Consider the following 16,562-nt stretch of genomic DNA (forward strand, 5'->3'; position numbering starts at 1 on the left):
GCTCCCGGAAAGCGCCGGGCAAATGCCTGCCGTCGCGTCCGGCTTGCCGCCGCCGCGCGGGCACCTGCTTCCGAAGATTCGCGCCACTGTAACGCGGGGTCGATTCCGGCTGGAAGCGCCTTTATGGCCCCGGACGGGTGCGCCCTGCATTCCGGCGGCGCACAGCACCCAAAAGCCACACTACCGAAATGGCCCCTTGACGAATTCTTAAGAATGATCGGCGCGCCGGAGGGTACCGAGATCTGCCGTCCCGCGTTCGGCGTCGCCGGGAAAACAATCTCGCCGGAGCCGCCCTTGCCGGCCGGCGCTGGCGACGAGCGTCCGGCAAAACGAGAGAAGCCCGGCCGTGGGCCGGGCTTCTCTCGCGAATCTTGCTGTTGAGCCCGATCGGGTCGGGCACCCGGCTTGCTGCGAAGGTGCCGGGTGCTCGAACCCCGATCAGTAGCGGTAATGCTCGGGCTTGAACGGGCCGGTCTGCGGCACGCCGATATAGGCGGCCTGATCGGGGCGCAGCTTCGAGAGCTTCACGCCGATCTTCTCGAGGTGCAGCGCCGCGACCTTCTCATCGAGGGCCTTGGGCAGGGTGTAGACCTGACGCTCGTACTTGCCGGGGTTGGTCCAGAGCTCGATCTGGGCGAGCGTCTGGTTGGTAAAGGAGGCCGACATCACGAAGGACGGGTGGCCCGTCGCGTTGCCGAGGTTCACCAGGCGGCCCTCCGAGAGGAGGATGATGCGGTGGCCGTCGGCGAACTCGATCTCGTCGACCTGCGGCTTGATGTTCTGCCACTTGAGATTCTTCAGACCGGCGACCTGGATCTCGTTGTCGAAGTGGCCGATGTTGCACACGATGGCGCGGTCCTTCATCGCCCGCATGTGCTCGATGGTGATGATGTCCTTGTTGCCGGTCGCGGTCACGAAGATGTCGGCGCGGGGCGCCGCGTCTTCCATCGTGACGACCTCGTAGCCCTCCATCGCCGCCTGCAGGGCGCAGATCGGGTCGATCTCGGAGACGAGCACGCGGCAGCCGGCATTGCGCAGCGAAGCGGCCGAGCCCTTGCCCACGTCACCGAAGCCCGCGACCATGGCGACCTTGCCGGCCATCATCACGTCGGTGCCGCGACGGATGCCGTCGACCAGCGACTCCTTGCAGCCGTAGAGGTTGTCGAACTTCGACTTGGTGACCGAGTCGTTCACGTTGATCGCCGGGAAGAGCAGCTTGCCCTCCTTGGCGAGGTTGTAGAGACGGTGCACGCCCGTGGTGGTCTCCTCGGAGACACCCTTGATCGAGTCGGCCAGACCCGCGAACCAGCCCTTCGGCTTCTCCGCGAGCTTCTTCTTCAGGAGAGCGAAGAAGATCTCCTCCTCCTCCGATTCCGGCTTGTCGAGGAAGGCGGTGTCGCCGTTCTCGGCGCGGAGACCCAGGTGGACGAACATGGTGGCATCGCCGCCGTCGTCGAGGATCATGTTCGGCATGCCGCCGTCATGCCAGTCGAACAGCTTCGAGGTGTAGTCCCAGTACTCGGTCAGCGTCTCGCCCTTCACGGCGAAGACCGGGATGCCGGCGGCGGCGATCGCGGCGGCGGCGTGGTCCTGGGTCGAGTAGATGTTGCAAGACACCCAGCGGATATCGGCGCCGAGCGCCTTCAGCGTCTCGATCAGCACCGCGGTCTGGATCGTCATGTGCAGCGAGCCGGCGATCTTGGCGCCCTTCAGCGGCTGGCTCGCGCCGTACTCGGCGCGGGTCGCCATCAGGCCCGGCATCTCGGTCTCGGCGATCGAGATCTCCTTGCGGCCGTAATCGGCCAGCCCGATGTCGCGGACGATGTAATCGTTGGCAGCTGCCATCTCGGTATCCCTTTTCAGTCGTGGCCGGCGCGAAACGGTCAATCGTTTCGGCACTTCGGCCCGGCGCATCGGCCGGTTCACCCGGCCGGGTCGGCCATCCCTGTAGCAGGGCTCGCTCTAGGGAGCAATCAAGACATAAAGATGTCTTTATGCGTTTAATTCCAGGGTGAGCGATGCGTGGAAGGGAGACCCGTTCATAGGCCCTGATAGGAGACGAACCCTTTCACCCAAACCACCTGTCCGTTCGTTGTCCGCTTCCAGGCAACGACGGCGTGAATGGGAAAGCTGCTCAAACCCCCGCCATCTTGGATGAAGGCAGCCCGATGGACCGACGGGTCATCCCCACAAGGCTCTTTTGTTCGGAAGCCCTCAGTCAGTACCACTGCCTGTAGAGCGTCGGCGTCGCTGCCTGCTGGAAAGGTCGTCGCGAGACGCGACGTGAGGTCAGGGGATACCGCCTCCCGTCGATCGGCAAAGATCTTCTCAGCGGTAGGATCCTGACACCCTTCACTGAACCAGCCGCCGGCCGCGGTGACACCTTGCAGGAGCGGTGGCGTCGCAGGTTCCAGAGGAGCCGCGGAGATCGACAGGAGTACTAGGACCGGCCCCCGATCACCAGCGCCAATGCGAACAACACCGCCGCGCCGAGCGAGAGGATGTATGTTCTACCTTTCATGGGCCGGCATCCGGGACGGAAGAGTTTCCCGCCAGAAATGCACCGATTTTCTGGGTTGCGTCACCCCTCGTCACGCAACTGCCGCCGGATGATCTTGCCGCTCGTCGTCATCGGCAGGGTGTCGCGGAAGGCCAGCGTCCGCGGCACCTCGTGGGCGGAGAGCCGAGCCTTGGCGAAGGCGAGGATCTCGGCGGCGAGCGCCTCGGAAGGCGAGAAGCCGGCGCGCAGGGTGACGAAGGCCTTCACGACCTCGGTGCGCAGCGGATCGGGTACGCCCACCGCGGCGGCGAGCGCCACCGCCGGGTGAGCCGAGAGGCAAGCCTCGATCTCGGCCGGGCCGATCCGGTAGGCCGCCGAGGTGATGAGGTCGTCCTCGCGGCCGACGAAGCGGATGTAACCGTCGGCGTCGCGCCGCGCCTGGTCGCCGGTCATCCACCAGCCGTCGCGGAATTTTTTGGCCGTCGCCTCCGGTTGGCGCCAGTAGCCGAGGAACAGCACCGGGTCGGGCGCGCGCACGGCGATCTCGCCGGTCTCGTCGATGTCCGCCTCGGTTCCGTCCTCGCGCAGGACCGCGACGCGGTGGCCGGGCACCGGCTTGCCCGTCGCGCCGGCCCGCGCCACGCCGATCCGCGCGCTGGAGGCGAGGACGAGGTTGCACTCGGTCTGGCCGTAGGCCTCCCCGATGGTGAGGCCGAGTGCGTCGCGTGCCCATCCGAAGGTCTCGGCCCCCAGCGCCTCGCCGGCGGAGGCGATGTTGCGCAAGCGCGAGAGGTCGAATTTCTGACGCGGGTCGGCGAGCCCGCGCAGCATGCGGAGCGCCGTCGGCGGCAGGAAGGCGTGGGTGACGCCGAGATCCGCCATCAGACGGAACGCCGCCTCCGGCTCGAACCGGCCAAGCGGCCGGGCGACCACCGGCATGCCGAGGCGGAGAGACGGCATCAGCACGTTGAGGAGCCCCCCGGCCCAGGCCCAGTCGGAGGGCGTCCACATCAGCCCAGTGCCCGTTCTTTGGGACGCGCTCTCGGACGCCGAACCGGCGGCCCCTTCGGCGGAGAGCGCTTGAGGCGCGAAGCCGTGCATCACGCTCCAGCCCGGCAGGTGGCCGAGCAGGACCCGATGGCCGTGCAGCGCCCCCTTGGCGAGGCCGGTCGTGCCGGAGGTGTAGATCATCAGCGCCGGGTCGTCCGGTCCGGTTGCCCGCGTCTCGAACCCTTCCGAGGCGCCCTCCAGAACCGCGAAAAAGTCCTCGGCCGTGCCGACAGCGCCATCGACCGAGAGGATGGTGGTGAGATCAGGCAGGTCCGCGCGCAGCCGTTCCAGCTTGGCCAGCCCGGCCGTGTCGGTGACGACGGCACGCGCCCCGGAATCGGCGAGCCGGTGCTGCAGGGCCGCCTCGCCGAACAGGCCGGCCAGCGGGAGCGCGATCGCGCCCAGCCGGTAAGCGGCGAAGTGGGTCACCACCACCGCCGCCGATTGCGGCAGCAGGATCGCCACCCGGTCGCCCGGCCCGACGCCGCGCGCCGCGAGCGCTGCCGCGAGCCGCAGCGAGTCCGCGCGCAGCCGGCCATAGCTCACCGGCTCGGGCCGGTCATCGGCCCCCAGCACAAGGAGCGCGGTGCGGTCGGGCTCGGTCAGCGTCCAGCGGTCGCAGACATCGGCCGCGATGTTGTAGCGCTCCGGGATCTCCCAGCGGAAACCCGCAACGAGCTCTTCGTAGGTGTCGGCCGGCTGCAGCACGGCAATGTCCTCGAACCTGCGGCGGTGCCGCGCCGGCCCCGCCCCTTCTCCTGCCCGCGTCACATCCGTGCCTGGCCGGGCTCCCTCGTCCGCTTTCGCGCAGACCGGCGCAATCCGCCTTCTGCACCCAGTCTTCTGCGCTCAGTCTTGGCGCTGCGGAAAACCACCGCGGAAGGTGAAGTCGGTGATCGGGCGGCGGGCATTCGGGCGCTCCTTGGCCCTCTGCTCCTCGGTCAGGTCCGCCCAGGGCGTGGCGCGCCCAACGCCGTAGGCCGCCTCGACCCGGTGGTGCTCGGGCACGTTCAGCACCGTCACCGCCCGCTCCCGATCGAAGCCGCCCATGCCGTGGACGTGCCAGCCCTGCCGGTTGGCCTGAAGCGCGAAGGCGAGCGAGGCCGCGCCCGCATCGAGCGAGTGGCTGGCGGAGGGCTTGAACTCGTCGCCGACCTTCATCCGGCTGTTCGAGACGAGGAAGACGAGGGCGCCGGTGCCTTCAGCCCATTTCTGGTTGCCCGGCACCAGGAGATCGAAGAAGGCGTCCCATTCCGGCGTGCCGCGCAGCGCATAGAGGAAGCGCCAGGGCTGCGAGTTGTAGGAAGAGGGTGACCAGCGCGCCGCCTCGAACATCCTGAGCAGCTCGGCCTCCGGCACCGCCTCCCCGGTGAAGGCGCGGGGCGACCAGCGCTCGGCGAAGATCGGGTCGATGGCTTGGTCGGGCGTGCGAGTGATGGGACGGGTCGTCTCTTCGGTCACCGGGGGCGGTCTCCAGGCTGGCAGGGCTTTGGTGCAGCGCACGGTATGGCAGTGCCCATGGGCGGGCTAGGGGGATGTTGCCGCCTTCCTCCTGGCGCGCGAGAACAAGGTGGACGACATCGGCGCAACGAGGATGCCGACAAGGATGCCCGTGAGCGAGACCGGCCTGAACCCCCTCCTGTTGCGCGCGGACCGCGACGGCGTCGCGACTCTGACGCTTAACCGGCCGGAGGCCCGCAACGCCCTCTCCCTCCCCCTGCTCGAAGCCCTGCGCGACGCCTTCGCTGCGATGGCGGAGGACGGGAGCGTGCGCGCCGTGGTGCTGGCGGCGGCGGGCCCCGCCTTCTGCGCCGGCCACGACCTCAAGGAGATGACCGGCTACCGGCGAGAGGCCGACCGCGGCGCGAAGCAGTTCGAAGAGCTGTTCGCGCTGTGCTCAGGGGTGATGATGGCGATCCCTGCCCTGCCCCAGCCGGTGATCGCGGCAGTGGAGGGCGTCGCGACTGCGGCCGGCTGCCAACTCGTGGCCTCCTGCGACCTTGCGGTGGCGGGGGCTCAGGCACGTTTCGCTACGCCGGGCGTGCAGATCGGCCTGTTCTGCTCGACGCCGATGGTCGCACTCTCGCGCAACCTCCCGCGCAAGGCGGCGCTGCGGATGCTGCTCACCGCCGACATGGCGGACGCGGAGGAGGCGCAGCGCCTCGGCCTGGTCAACGACGTGGTGGAGGCGGGCGGCGCTCTGGCCGCCGCGCAGGCGCTCGCCGCGGGAATCGCCGCGCGCAGCCCTGACACGGTGCGGATCGGCAAGCGGGCCTTCTACGAGCAACTGGAGATGCCACTCGCCGAGGCCTACGCTCATGCCGGCCGGGTGATGACGGAGAACATGCTGGCGCGGGCGGCGGAAGAGGGAATCGGCGCCTTCCTCAGCCGCAAGGCGCGCTGACGGGCGAACCGATCGACGGCTGGCGCATTGCCTCCGCGCCGCCCTGAAGCCGTCACGAGCCCTGGGCAAACGGACTCGCATGCTCCTCAGACGCTCCCCTCCAATCCTCCCCGAGCCGGGTCCGAACACGAAGAAAATCGTGAGCTGGAACCTGCTGCGCCGCACCGGCGCGGCGGTGGATTGCCTCGTCACGCTGATCGAGCAGGAGCGGCCAGACCTGCTGCTGATGCAGGAGGCGACGAAAGAGATCGCCGCCCTGAAGGACAGGGTCGGCGGCGTCTACGCCTGGGCGCAATTGCCGGGGCGCATCCACGGGCTGGCGATGTGGAGCCCGACCCCTTGGGTGAAGCCGCCCGAGATCGTCACCCTCCCCCCGGGCGTGCTGATCGACCGGGTCTGCCAAGTGCTCGACTGGGGCCCGTTCGGCGTCGCCAACGTGCATCTCTCCCATGGGCAGGTGCTGAACCGGCGCCAACTCCGGCGGATCGAGAGCCACTTGCCGGTCCGTGCGGCGGTGCTCGGCGACTACAACATCGTCGGCCCGGCCCTGTTGCCGGGGTTTCGCGACGTCGGCCCCCGGCGGCCGACCCACGCCATGGTCGACGTGCTGCCGCTGCGGCTCGACCGCTGCCTCGTGCGCGGGCTCGTCTGCCACGAGCGCGCGGTGCTGCCGCGCGGCTTGTCCGATCATCACCCGATCGTGGTGCGCCTCTCGCCCGCATCGGAGGGCGCCGTCGCGGTCGGGCGGCTCAGAGGTATGGCAGAAGCAGTCGGACGGCTGCGTCGCGCAGGCGCACGGGGAGCGGGCGGGCGCCGACGTCGTCCAGCGTCAGACGGGACTGGCGCTTTCCCATGATGAAGGCTTCGAGGGTCCGAGCAAGGTCGGTGTCGTAGACCTCGACGTTCAATTCGAAGTTCAGGCGGAAACTGCGCGAGTCCCAGTTCGCGCTGCCGATGAAGCACCATTGTCCGTCGACGGTCATCGCCTTCGAATGGTCGAAGGGCGGACCGTCGATCCAAATCCGCACGCCGCTCTTGAGGAGCGGGTCGATATGGCCGCGGGTCGCCCAGTCCACGAAGCGATGGTCGCTCTCCTTCGGAATGACGACATCGACCTCGATGCCCCGCGTCGCAGCGAGGCAAAGCGCGTTCACGACGAGGTCGTTGGGCAGGAAATAGGGCGTCGTCAGCCGGATCGATCGTTTTGCGCAGGCGATCACCTGCAGGATCACGGTCGCGATCTTCTCGATGTCGGCGTCGGGCCCGGAGGTGACGACACGGGCGGTGACCGTGCCGGCCGGCGCCAGCGGCGGCAGCCACACCTCGCCCTCCAGTTCCTCGTCACTGACGAACAGCCAGTCGGCGATGAAGGCCTGGGTCAGGTGCTCGACCACCGGCCCCTCGATCCGGAAATGGGTATCGCGGATCGGAAAGTCCGGCTTCTCGCGGACGCGGTTGCCGTCGGAGATGTTGACGCCGCCGGTAAAGGCCACCTTCCCGTCGAGGATCAGCAGCTTCTTGTGGGTGCGCAGGTTCAGGAACGGCATCCGCCAGGGCAGCACGGAATGCATGAACAGGCCGGCCGGCACGCCGAGCCGGCGCAGGCGCCGCCACGCCGCGGGAAAGAAGTAGCCGCTGCCGATACCGTCGAGGATGACGCGCACCTCGGCGCCCCGCTCCTGCGCCGCGTGCAGCGCCGCGCAGAAGGCCCGGCCGATCTCGTCATCGCGGAAGATGTAGCTCGAGAGGGCGACGCTGCGGTGCGCCTCGCCGATCGCCGCCAGCATCGCCGGATAGGCCTCGTCTCCGTTGCGGAACATCGCGACCCGGTTGCCCGCCACCGTCGGCAGGCCGGTGATCACCTGCACCGCCCGGTCGAGGGCGTGGTAGGGCTCGGGCACGTGGGCAGAGGGCTGCGGGGTGTCGTCGAGGGCCTGCGAGGGACGCCGCTTCAGCCTCCGGGCGCGCCGCTCGACCCGGTTGATGCCGAAGGTGAGGTAGAGCAGGGTGCCGAAGACCGGTGCGAGCCACGCCAGCCCGATCCAGCCGATCGCCGCACCCACCACCCGCTTGCGCAGCAGTACGTGAACGCTGACGCCGAGCGACAGCACGAGGCCGATGGCCGCGACGATCTCGGTTCGAAGCGAGGCTGTCGTGCCGAGCCATCGGGTGAGGACTTCTTCCACCGGTCCGCCTGTCGCCCTGCCCTGTCGGGAACGGCCGAGGTGATAAGCCAAGCCTGGGGCGGCGAACAGCCGGCCCTCCACAAATCGCCGCTGCGTGCTAGAACAAACCTCGAACGGAGGGTGAGCTGGTCCGAGCCGGCGGGCGCGCCTTTCGAAAGCCTTCACCATCTTGTCCTCAGGTGATCGACCAAGGGTCTCGGCTATTGGTCGGTCACGATCCTCACAGCGTCAGGTCTCACACCGTCGAGCATGTCCGCGAGCGTCGCCCCCCGCGTCTTCACGATTCCCTCCGGCGCTCCGTTCCTGCCGACGCTGGCGGATGCGCTCGTCTCGGGTCGCCTCATCGGGGAGGTCGGCCACGATCCCTTCGCGCTGGCCTCGGTCACGCTCTACCTGCCGACGCAGCGGGCGGTGCGGGCGCTCTCGACCGTTCTCGCCCAGAGGCTCGGCGGGGCGGCCCTGCTGCCGCGGATGATCCCGCTGGGCGAGGCCGACGAGGCGGAACTCGACCTCTCCTCCAACACGCTTCTGGAGACACCGGAAGACCTGCTCTACCCCTCGATCCCGGCCCTGGAGCGCCGGCTGATCCTGGCCCGGCTCGTCCAGAAATGGGCGGAGACGGTGGACCGCGAACTTCTGCCGATCGACGACGAGGTGCCCTTCCTCGTGCCCTCCTCCCCCGCCGACGCGGTGGCGCTCGCCGCCGATCTCGAAGGGCTGATGGACGCGCTCACCGTCGAGGGTCTGCCCTGGAGCGAGATCGCCGCCGCGGTGGAGGCCGAGCATTCCCGCTATTTCCGCCTCACCCTCGACTTTCTGAGGATCGCCGCCGAGCACTGGCCCGACATCCTCGCCGCCCGCTCGCTGGCCGATCCCGCCGCCCGCGCCCGCCGCCTCGTGCTCGCCGAGGCCGACCGGCTCGACCGCGACCGGCCGGATGATCCGGTGATCGTCGCCGGCTCTACCGGCTCGGTGCCGGCGACCGCCCGACTGATTGCGGCGGTGGCCCGCCTCCCCCGCGGCGCCGTGGTGCTGCCGGGGCTCGACCTGCATCTCGACGCCGAGGGCTGGGAGGCGATCGACGGCGCGGGCGGGACGCGGGAGGAGGTCGCCCACGGCCATCCGCAGGCGATCCTGCGGGCGCTGACGGGGCCGAGGGGCCTCGCCGTCGGCCGAGCGGAGGTCGAGACTCTCGGCGATCTTTCGGCCGAGGCGCTGGCGCGGGAAAAGCTGCTGTCGCAGGCGCTGCGCCCGGCCGAGACGACCGATGCCTGGGCCCGGCTCGACCCAGCCGAGCGGCTGGCCCTGGCGCGGGAGGGGATGGCCGGCCTCGCCGTGGTCGAGGCGGCGGACGAGCGGGAGGAGGCGCTGGTGGCAGCGCTCGCTTTGCGTGAGACCCTGGAGACGCCCGGCGCCACCGCCGCGCTGGTCACGCCCGACCGGGGGCTGGCGCTCCGCGTCTCCGCCGAACTCGCCCGCTGGGGCATCGCGGCGGAGGATTCGGCGGGCCTGAGCCTTGCCCGCTCGCAGGCGGGGCGCTTCGCTCGCCTCGTGGCCGAGCTCGCTGCCGAGGTGGCGCCGGCCCGCGTCATCGCGCTGCTGGCCCATCCCTTCGTCCGGCTGGGGTTGACCCGCGGCGAGGTGGTGCGCGCGGCCGCCGCCCTGGAGATCGGCGGCCTGCGCGGCCCGGCCCCGATTCCGAAGAACAGCTTCGACGGCATGCGCGCCGCGGTCGCCCTGCAGCGCAACGCCACCGAGCGCGTGCCGCGGGCGAAGAAGCGCCTGAAGGCGATCGATTGGGATCTCGCGGAAGGCATTCTCAACCGATTGGAAATCGCGCTCGATGATTTCCGCACCGACCTCCAACCCGCCACCGGCAACCTCGTGGCGCTCGCCGCCGGGCATCGCGCGGCCTGCGAGCGGATGATGGGCGGGGCCGAGGATGCGGAGGACGAGATCGACGATCCCTCCCTCGACACGCTCGACGGCCTGTTCGACGATCTCGAAACGGCCGCGCAGGAGGATCTGCCGGGACGCTTCTCCGACTACGCCGCCTTCTTCACCGCGCTGGCACGCGACCGCACGGTGGCCTGCGCGCAGCGGGACGCGCATCCGCGCCTGCGGATCCTCGGCCCGCTCGAGGCTCGCCTGCTCTCCGTGGACCGCATCGTGCTCGGCGGGCTCGACGAGGCGGTCTGGCCGGTGCGCCAGACCACCGATGCCTTCCTCAACCGGCCGATGCGTGGGGAGGTGGGCCTGAGCCCGCCGGAGCGCCGGATCGGGCAGGCCGCCCACGACTTCGTGCAGGGGTTGGGCACCCACGACGCCGTGGTGACCCGCGCGGCCAAGCGCGAGGGCTCGCCGACCGTGCCGTCGCGCTTCCTCCAGCGCCTGCGTGCCTTCGGCGGCGACGCCGTCTGGGCCGACGTGATCGCCCGTGGTCAGCGCCTGCGCCGGCTTGCGGCCATCCTCGACCGCGGTCAGGAGGCGCCGCCGCCGCGCCTCAAGCGCCCGGCGCCGAAGCCCGACCCGGAACTGTTCCCGCCGCGCCTCAGCGTCACCGAGATCGAGACGCTGGTGCGCGACCCCTACTCGATCTTCGCCCGGCATATTCTGGGATTGGAGGCGCTGGAGCCGATGGCCGTGGTGCCGGGGGCGGCCGAGCGCGGCAGCCTGATCCACAAGATCCTCGGCGACTTTTCGCAGGCCCATCCCGGCCCGCTGCCGGCCGATGCGGAGACTCTGCTCTACACCATCGCGTTCGAGGCCTTCGGCCCGCTCCAGGACCAGTATCCGGAACTCTACGCCGAGTGGTTTCCCCGCTACGAGCGCATGGCGGTCGCCTTCCTCGAATGGGAGGCGAGCCAGCGCCAGGGCTTGCACGCGATCCACGCCGAGCGTTCGGGCAAACTCGTCATCCCGCTCGGCGAAAAGACCTTCACCCTCTCGGCGCGGGCAGACCGCATCGAGGCCCGCGCGGATGGCGGCTATTGCATCGTCGATTTCAAGACCGGCACCCCACCGAGCAACCGCACCGTCTTCGCCGGCTTCTCGCCGCAACTGACCCTGGAGGCGGCGATGCTGATGCACGGCGCCTTCGAGGGGCTCAAGGCAACCTCACCCCCGGATCTGCTCTACGTCCACGCCTCGGGCGGACGCGAGCCGTTCCGGCCGATCCCGGTCAAGGCGCCGCCGGGCGACGGCCGGGCGGTGGAGGCCATCGTCACCGAGCATCTTGAGCGCCTGCGCGGGCTGATTGCCCGCTACATGACCGGCGAGGCCGCCTACCTGTCGCGCCCCTACCCGCAATATGTGCGTGCCTATAACGAGTACGATCACCTCGCCCGCGTGCTGGAATGGTCGCTGGCGGGCGAAGGAGAGGCCGCGTGAACGCCCCTCTAACCGGATTCACCGTCGACGATCTCACCAAGGCGGCCCAGCGCCGGGCCGCCGACCCGCGCCTCTCGGCCTGGGTCTCGGCCAATGCCGGTGCGGGCAAGACCAAGGTGCTTACCGACCGTGTGCTGCGCCTGCTCCTCGACGGGGCGCCGCCCGGCCGCATCCTCTGCCTCACCTTCACCAAGGCGGCGGCTGCCAACATGTCGATCCGTGTGTTCCAGCGCCTCGGCCGCTGGGTGACGCTGGACGATGCGGCACTGAGCCTCGAGCTTACCGAGCTCACCGGCGAGCGGCCCGCCCGCGACACACTGCGGCTGGCCCGCCGCCTGTTCGCCCGCGCCGTCGAGACGCCGGGTGGTCTCAAGATCGAGACCCTGCACGCGCTCTGCGAGCGGCTGCTGCACATGTTCCCGTTCGAGGCCAACGTGCCGGCCCGCTTCGTCGTGCTCGACGACAACCAGTCGCGCGAGGCGTTCGAGATCGAGACCGACAACGTGCTCGCCGATGCGATCCTCGGCGGCAATCAAGCGCTCTCCGACGCGCTGGCCGTCGTCGGCGCGGAAGCCTCCGGCGACACACTTCGCGACGCGATCCGCTCGGCCATGCGGACCCGCGCCCTGTTCTCGGACCACCGTGCCCTGGAGCCGGCGCTCGCCCGCCTGCCTCGCGCGCTCGCGCTGCGGGACGGAGCCAGTGTCGAGACCATCGAGGCGGAAATCCTGCAAGGCAGCAGCCTCGGCGACTGGCGCGCGATCGCGGCCAGGCTGCGCACCGGCAAGGCGACGGACGAGAAACTCGCCGATGGGCTCGTGGAGGCGCACGCTGCCCTCGGCGCGGGCAAGGCGCTGGCGCCCTACCGCTCGGTCTTCTTCACCGACAAGGACGAGCCTCGGGCGGCGAAATCCTTCGGCACCAAGGCGGTGCCGGAGGACGTCAAGCAGGCGCTGCTCGATGAGCAGGCCCGGCTGATCCCGCTCTTCGACGACCTCCGCGCCGCCCGCGCGCTCGCCCGGACGCAGGGATTGTTTCGCCTCGCCGCCGAGATCCACCGCCGGGTCGAGGCGCAGAAGACCCGGCTCGGCGCCCTCGATTTCGACGACCTGATCCACAAGACGCTCGACCTGCTCTCGCGGGTCGGCGCCTCCTGGGTCCTGTACAAGCTCGACCGCGGTGTCGATCACGTCCTCGTCGACGAGGCGCAGGACACCAACCCGCAGCAATGGGAGATCCTGCGCACGCTCACCGCCGAGTTCGCGGCGGGCGAAGGCGCGCGCGGTCTCACCCGCACCCGCTTCGCCGTGGGTGATCCGAAGCAGTCGATCTACAGCTTCCAGGGCGCCGACCCGCGCGAATTCGAACTGACCCGTCGCGCCTGGGGCCGGGCGGCGGAGGGGGCCGGGCACGACTTCGCCGATGTCAGCCTGCGGCTCTCGTTCCGCACCGCGAGCCACGTGCTCGCCGCGGTCGATGCCGTGTTCAGCGTGCCGGAGCACTTCGCCGGCCTCTCCTTCGATGCGGGCGCGCCGGGAACGGTTCACGCCTCTGCCCGCGCCGGGGTGCCCGGCGCGGTCGAACTCTGGGGCATCGAGGAGCCGGCGGACGCGGAAGAACCCGATGCCTGGGCCGCGCCCGTCGATGCGCCGGAGCCCAACGCGCCGGCCATCGTCGTCGCCCGCCGCATCGCCCGCGCGGTCAGGACCTGGACGACGAAGGGCGATGCCTGCGGCCGGGTCTGGCGGCCCGGCGACGTGCTGATCCTCGTGCGCAAGCGTTCGGCCGCCTTCGAGGAGGTGATCCGGGCGCTGAAGGGTCTCGGCGTGCCGGTGGCGGGCCAGGACCGGCTGGAGGTCGCCGGCCACATCGCCGTGCTCGACCTCGTCGCGGTCGGCCGTGCCGGGCTGCTGCCCGCCGACGACCTGACGCTCGCCACCGCCCTCAAGACCCCGCTCGTCGGGCTCACCGACGACGACCTCACCCGCATCTGCGCCCGCCGCCCCTTTGCCGAGACGCTGGAGGATGCGCTCACACGCCACGCGGAAGCCGGCGACGGCGCGGCGATCCGCGGCCTCGTGGCCCTGCGGCTCTGGATCCACCTCGCGGCGGAGAACGGTCCCTTCGGCTTCTACGCGGCCTTGCTCGGCCCTCATGGGGGACGCAGCCGGCTGGTGGCGCGGCTCGGCGGCGAGGCCGGCGACGCCATCGACGTGTTTCTCGCCCAGGCCGCCGAGGCCGAAAACGGGGGCGACGCCCCCTGCCTCGACACGTTTCTGGCCGATTACGTGGTGCGGCCCGGCCGCGGCAAGAGCGGCCTCTCGGTCAAGCGCGACTTGGAAGCCGGCCGCGACGAGGTGCGCGTGATGACGGTGCACGGCGCCAAGGGCCTGGAGGCGCCGGTCGTCGTCGTCATCGACGGCTGCGAGCCGCTCGGCCGCAACGACCCGCCGCTGCTCGGCCTCGACCCCGCCGCCGATGGTCCGCTGCCGCCGGTCTGGACCGGCGGGCGCACGCAGGATTGCGCGGCCACGCTCTCCGCCCGCTCGGCGCTTCAGGCGCGGGCGCGGGAGGAGCATAATCGCCTGCTCTACGTCGCCATGACGCGGGCCGCCGATCATCTCGTCATCGCGCCCTATCGTGGAGCGACGCGGGAGACGCCCGCCTCGTGGTGCGAGATGGTCCGCATCGGCCTGGAGCGAGGTCTCGGCGCCGGCGAGGCGGTCGAGACAGAGCACGGGCCGATCACGATCTGGCGCGACGGCTCGGCCGCCTCGCTCGCCGCTGCGGCGGAAGCCTCGGCCTCAACTGAGCCCGAGGTGGTGCCGGACTGGCTGTTCTCGAAAGCCGCACCGGAGGCCGAGGCCGCGCCGCCGTTAAGTCCTTCGGGCGCGCTCGGCGCGGCGGACGGCCAGCGCCAGCCCCAGCGCCGCCTCGGCGACGCCGAAGCGCGCCGCCGCGGCGCCCTGGTCCACTCGCTGCTCGAACATCTGCCGCGGATCGAGCCGGCCCGCCGGGCGGAAGCAGCCGAACGCTTCGCCCGTGCCCGCGCGCCCGCCCTGGAGGAGAGCAAGCGCAAGGATCTCGTCCGCTCCGTGCTGCGGCTGATCGAGGCGCCGGACCTCGCGCCTCTGTTCTCGGCGCAGGCGCGGGCCGAGGTGGCTTTGTCGGGGCGGATCATCGTCGACGGTGTCGAGCGCGACGTCACCGGCCGGATCGACCGCCTCGTCGTGGAAGACGGCCGGGTGATCCTCTGCGACTTCAAGACCGGCCGCCCGCCTGCCGACAATGCGGCCTTGCCGGAGCGCGAAGCGGCGCAGGTCGCGCTCTACGCGCGGCTGGCCGCCGCGATCTGGCCCGACCACGCGATCACCGCCCTTCTGGTCTGGACCTCGGGACCTGTGGTGCGACGGGTGGAAGGAGCGGGCTGACCCGTCCCGTCATCGCGAGCGGATGCGAAGCGATCCAGCGGCGCGACCTTCCCGGACAGGTCGCGAGCTGGATTGCTCCGGCTTCGCCTCGCAAGGACGGACGACCCGCCTCAACTGCTCTTCTTCGGCGTCAGCTTGACGATCTGCCCGTCATCCTCGGTCACCGCGTAGACGGCGCCGTCGGGGCCGACCCGCACGTCGCGGACGCGATGCTCCAGCGGAATGCGCTCCTCGGTCACCACCTTGTCGCCGTCGAGCTTGAGCGCGACGATCCCGGTGCTGACGAGTCCGCCGATGAGGAACTGGTTCTTCCAGGCCGGGAACGCGTCCTTGTCGTAGAGCGCCATGCCCGAGGGGCCGATCACCGGGTCCCAGTAATAGACCGGCTGCACCGTGCCGCCGGCCTGGGTCTGGCCATCGCCGATCTTCTCGCCGGAATACTCGATGCCGTAGGTGACCACCGGCCAGCCGTAGTTCAGGCCGGGGCGCGGACGGTTCAGCTCGTCGCCGCCGCGGGGACCGTGCTCCACGGTCCAGAGCCGGCCCTGACCGTCCAGGGCGGCGGCCTGGACGTTGCGGTGGCCGTAGGACCAGATCTCGGGCTTGGCCTTCTCGCCGCCGGTGAAGGGGTTGTCCTTCGGGGCGTTGCCGTCGGTGTCGATGCGGAAGACCTTGCCGAGCCCGCTCGTCAGATCCTGTGCCTGCCCCCGAGTCTGCTTGTCGGAACGTTCGCCCACGGTGACGAACAGCTTGCCGTCCGGCGCGAAGACGAGGCGCGAGCCGAAATGCTTGTCGCCGTCATAGGTCGGCATCTGGCGGAAGATGACCTTGACGTCGTCGAGCCGCGCCTTGCCGTCGCTCTCGACCAGCTTGGCCTTGGCCACCGTCGTGCCGTTGCCCTTGTCCCGCGGCTCGCTGTAGCTGAAGTAGATCGTGCGATCCGCGGCGAAGCCCGGGCTCAGCGCGATGTCGAGCAGACCGCCCTGCCCGTTCGGATCGACCTTCGGCACCGCCGCCACCGGCTGACCCACCGTGCCGTCCTTGGCGATCAGGCGGATCTTGCCGGCCTTCTCGGTCACGATCATGCGCCCGTCGGGCAGGAACTCCATCGCCCAGGGGCTTTCCAATCCCTTTGCCACGACCGCGGTCTCGACCTCGGTCTTCTGCGCGGGCTCGGGCGCCCGGGTCTGGTTGGGCAGGAGCGGCTTGTACTCGGTGTTCGGCGGATCCTTCTCGGCGATGGACGTCCCGGCGCTCGGCGCGGCCGGTGCCTGGAACGATTCGCCCTGGATGCGCGGCGCGCGCGTGTCCTCGCTGGTGCCCTGGCTGGAGGGTTGCTGCGCGAAGGCAGAGGCATCGAGGCCGAGGGCCGCGACGGTGGCGAGCAGAAGGGAAAGAGTGCGCGTCACGTCGATTGATCCTTGTGCGGGTCGCCGATCCTGCTCGCCAAATGGGGCGCTGGCTGCATACGGCGAGGGTCGCGCCGCCGCAGGCGTCCGAGGCAAGGGGATTTGTCGGCGGCTGAGAGAGGATTGCGGGGACGAGCGACCCATACCTATGTGGGTTCGGCGCCTCAGCCCCGCGGCCGGAGCGGGACGCCT

General features: G+C 70.3%; 9 protein-coding genes. 4 read left to right on the forward strand and 5 right to left on the reverse strand.

What is annotated here, in order from left to right:
- Positions 1-438: 438 nt before the first annotated feature.
- The 3 genes from ahcY to FHU13_RS21290 form a co-directional block, all read right to left on the reverse strand.
- The gene (gene ahcY / locus FHU13_RS21280; protein ID WP_183437844.1) at positions 439-1,845 is read right to left on the reverse strand and encodes an adenosylhomocysteinase; all 1,407 of its coding nucleotides are present in this window, start codon (positions 1,843-1,845) and stop codon (positions 439-441) included.
- 736 nt (positions 1,846-2,581) lie between these two features.
- On the reverse strand, positions 2,582-4,258 hold the full coding sequence (locus FHU13_RS21285) for an AMP-binding protein (protein ID WP_409518519.1): 1,677 nt from the start codon (positions 4,256-4,258) through the stop codon (positions 2,582-2,584).
- Between the two features lie 141 nt (positions 4,259-4,399).
- Complete coding sequence (locus tag FHU13_RS21290; RefSeq protein WP_183437846.1) at positions 4,400-5,011, reverse strand: nitroreductase family protein; 612 nt, start codon at positions 5,009-5,011, stop codon at positions 4,400-4,402.
- Positions 5,012-5,144: 133 nt separating this feature from the next.
- Between FHU13_RS21290 and FHU13_RS21295 the strand changes: the two genes are divergently transcribed.
- Positions 5,145-5,954 (forward strand): enoyl-CoA hydratase, encoded by an 810-nt coding sequence (locus FHU13_RS21295; RefSeq protein ID WP_409518521.1) that lies wholly within the window; start codon positions 5,145-5,147, stop codon positions 5,952-5,954.
- A 79-nt stretch (positions 5,955-6,033) separates the two neighbouring features.
- Positions 6,034-6,810, forward strand: coding sequence for an endonuclease/exonuclease/phosphatase family protein (locus FHU13_RS21300; protein WP_183437848.1), 777 nt, complete (start codon positions 6,034-6,036; stop codon positions 6,808-6,810).
- On the opposite strand, the gene cls is transcribed toward FHU13_RS21300, so the two are convergent.
- Positions 6,704-8,140, reverse strand: coding sequence for a cardiolipin synthase (gene cls / locus FHU13_RS21305; protein WP_183437849.1), 1,437 nt, complete (start codon positions 8,138-8,140; stop codon positions 6,704-6,706). The two genes, FHU13_RS21300 and cls, sit on opposite strands and share 107 nt — an antisense overlap.
- Positions 8,141-8,389: 249 nt before the next feature.
- Here cls and addB point away from each other — a divergent pair, with 249 nt between their 5' ends.
- On the forward strand, positions 8,390-11,530 hold the full coding sequence (gene addB, locus FHU13_RS21310; protein ID WP_183437850.1) for a double-strand break repair protein AddB: 3,141 nt from the start codon (positions 8,390-8,392) through the stop codon (positions 11,528-11,530).
- The gene (gene addA / locus FHU13_RS21315) at positions 11,527-14,961 is read left to right on the forward strand and encodes a double-strand break repair helicase AddA (protein WP_183437851.1); all 3,435 of its coding nucleotides are present in this window, start codon (positions 11,527-11,529) and stop codon (positions 14,959-14,961) included. The genes addB and addA overlap by 4 nt, the downstream gene beginning before the upstream one ends.
- A 110-nt stretch (positions 14,962-15,071) precedes the next feature.
- Here addA and FHU13_RS21320 read toward each other — a convergent pair whose 3' ends face one another.
- Positions 15,072-16,370, reverse strand: a complete 1,299-nt coding sequence (locus FHU13_RS21320; protein ID WP_183437852.1) for a PQQ-dependent sugar dehydrogenase — start codon at positions 16,368-16,370, stop codon at positions 15,072-15,074.
- Positions 16,371-16,562: the final 192 nt, after the last annotated feature.

Origin of the sequence: Methylobacterium sp. R2-1 (assembly GCF_014191355.1) — a bacterium.
Taxonomy (GTDB): Bacteria; Pseudomonadota; Alphaproteobacteria; order Rhizobiales; family Beijerinckiaceae; genus Methylobacterium.

Excerpts from the sequence above, each read along its gene's own strand:
- ahcY (WP_183437844.1), bottom strand. The coding sequence starts at position 1,845 with ATGGCAGCTGCCAACGATTACATCGTCCGCGACATCGGGCTGGCCGAT.
- FHU13_RS21295 (WP_409518521.1), top strand. The coding sequence starts at position 5,145 with ATGCCGACAAGGATGCCCGTGAGCGAGACCGGCCTGAACCCCCTCCTG.
- FHU13_RS21300 (WP_183437848.1), top strand. The coding sequence starts at position 6,034 with ATGCTCCTCAGACGCTCCCCTCCAATCCTCCCCGAGCCGGGTCCGAAC.
- addB (WP_183437850.1), top strand. The coding sequence starts at position 8,390 with ATGTCCGCGAGCGTCGCCCCCCGCGTCTTCACGATTCCCTCCGGCGCT.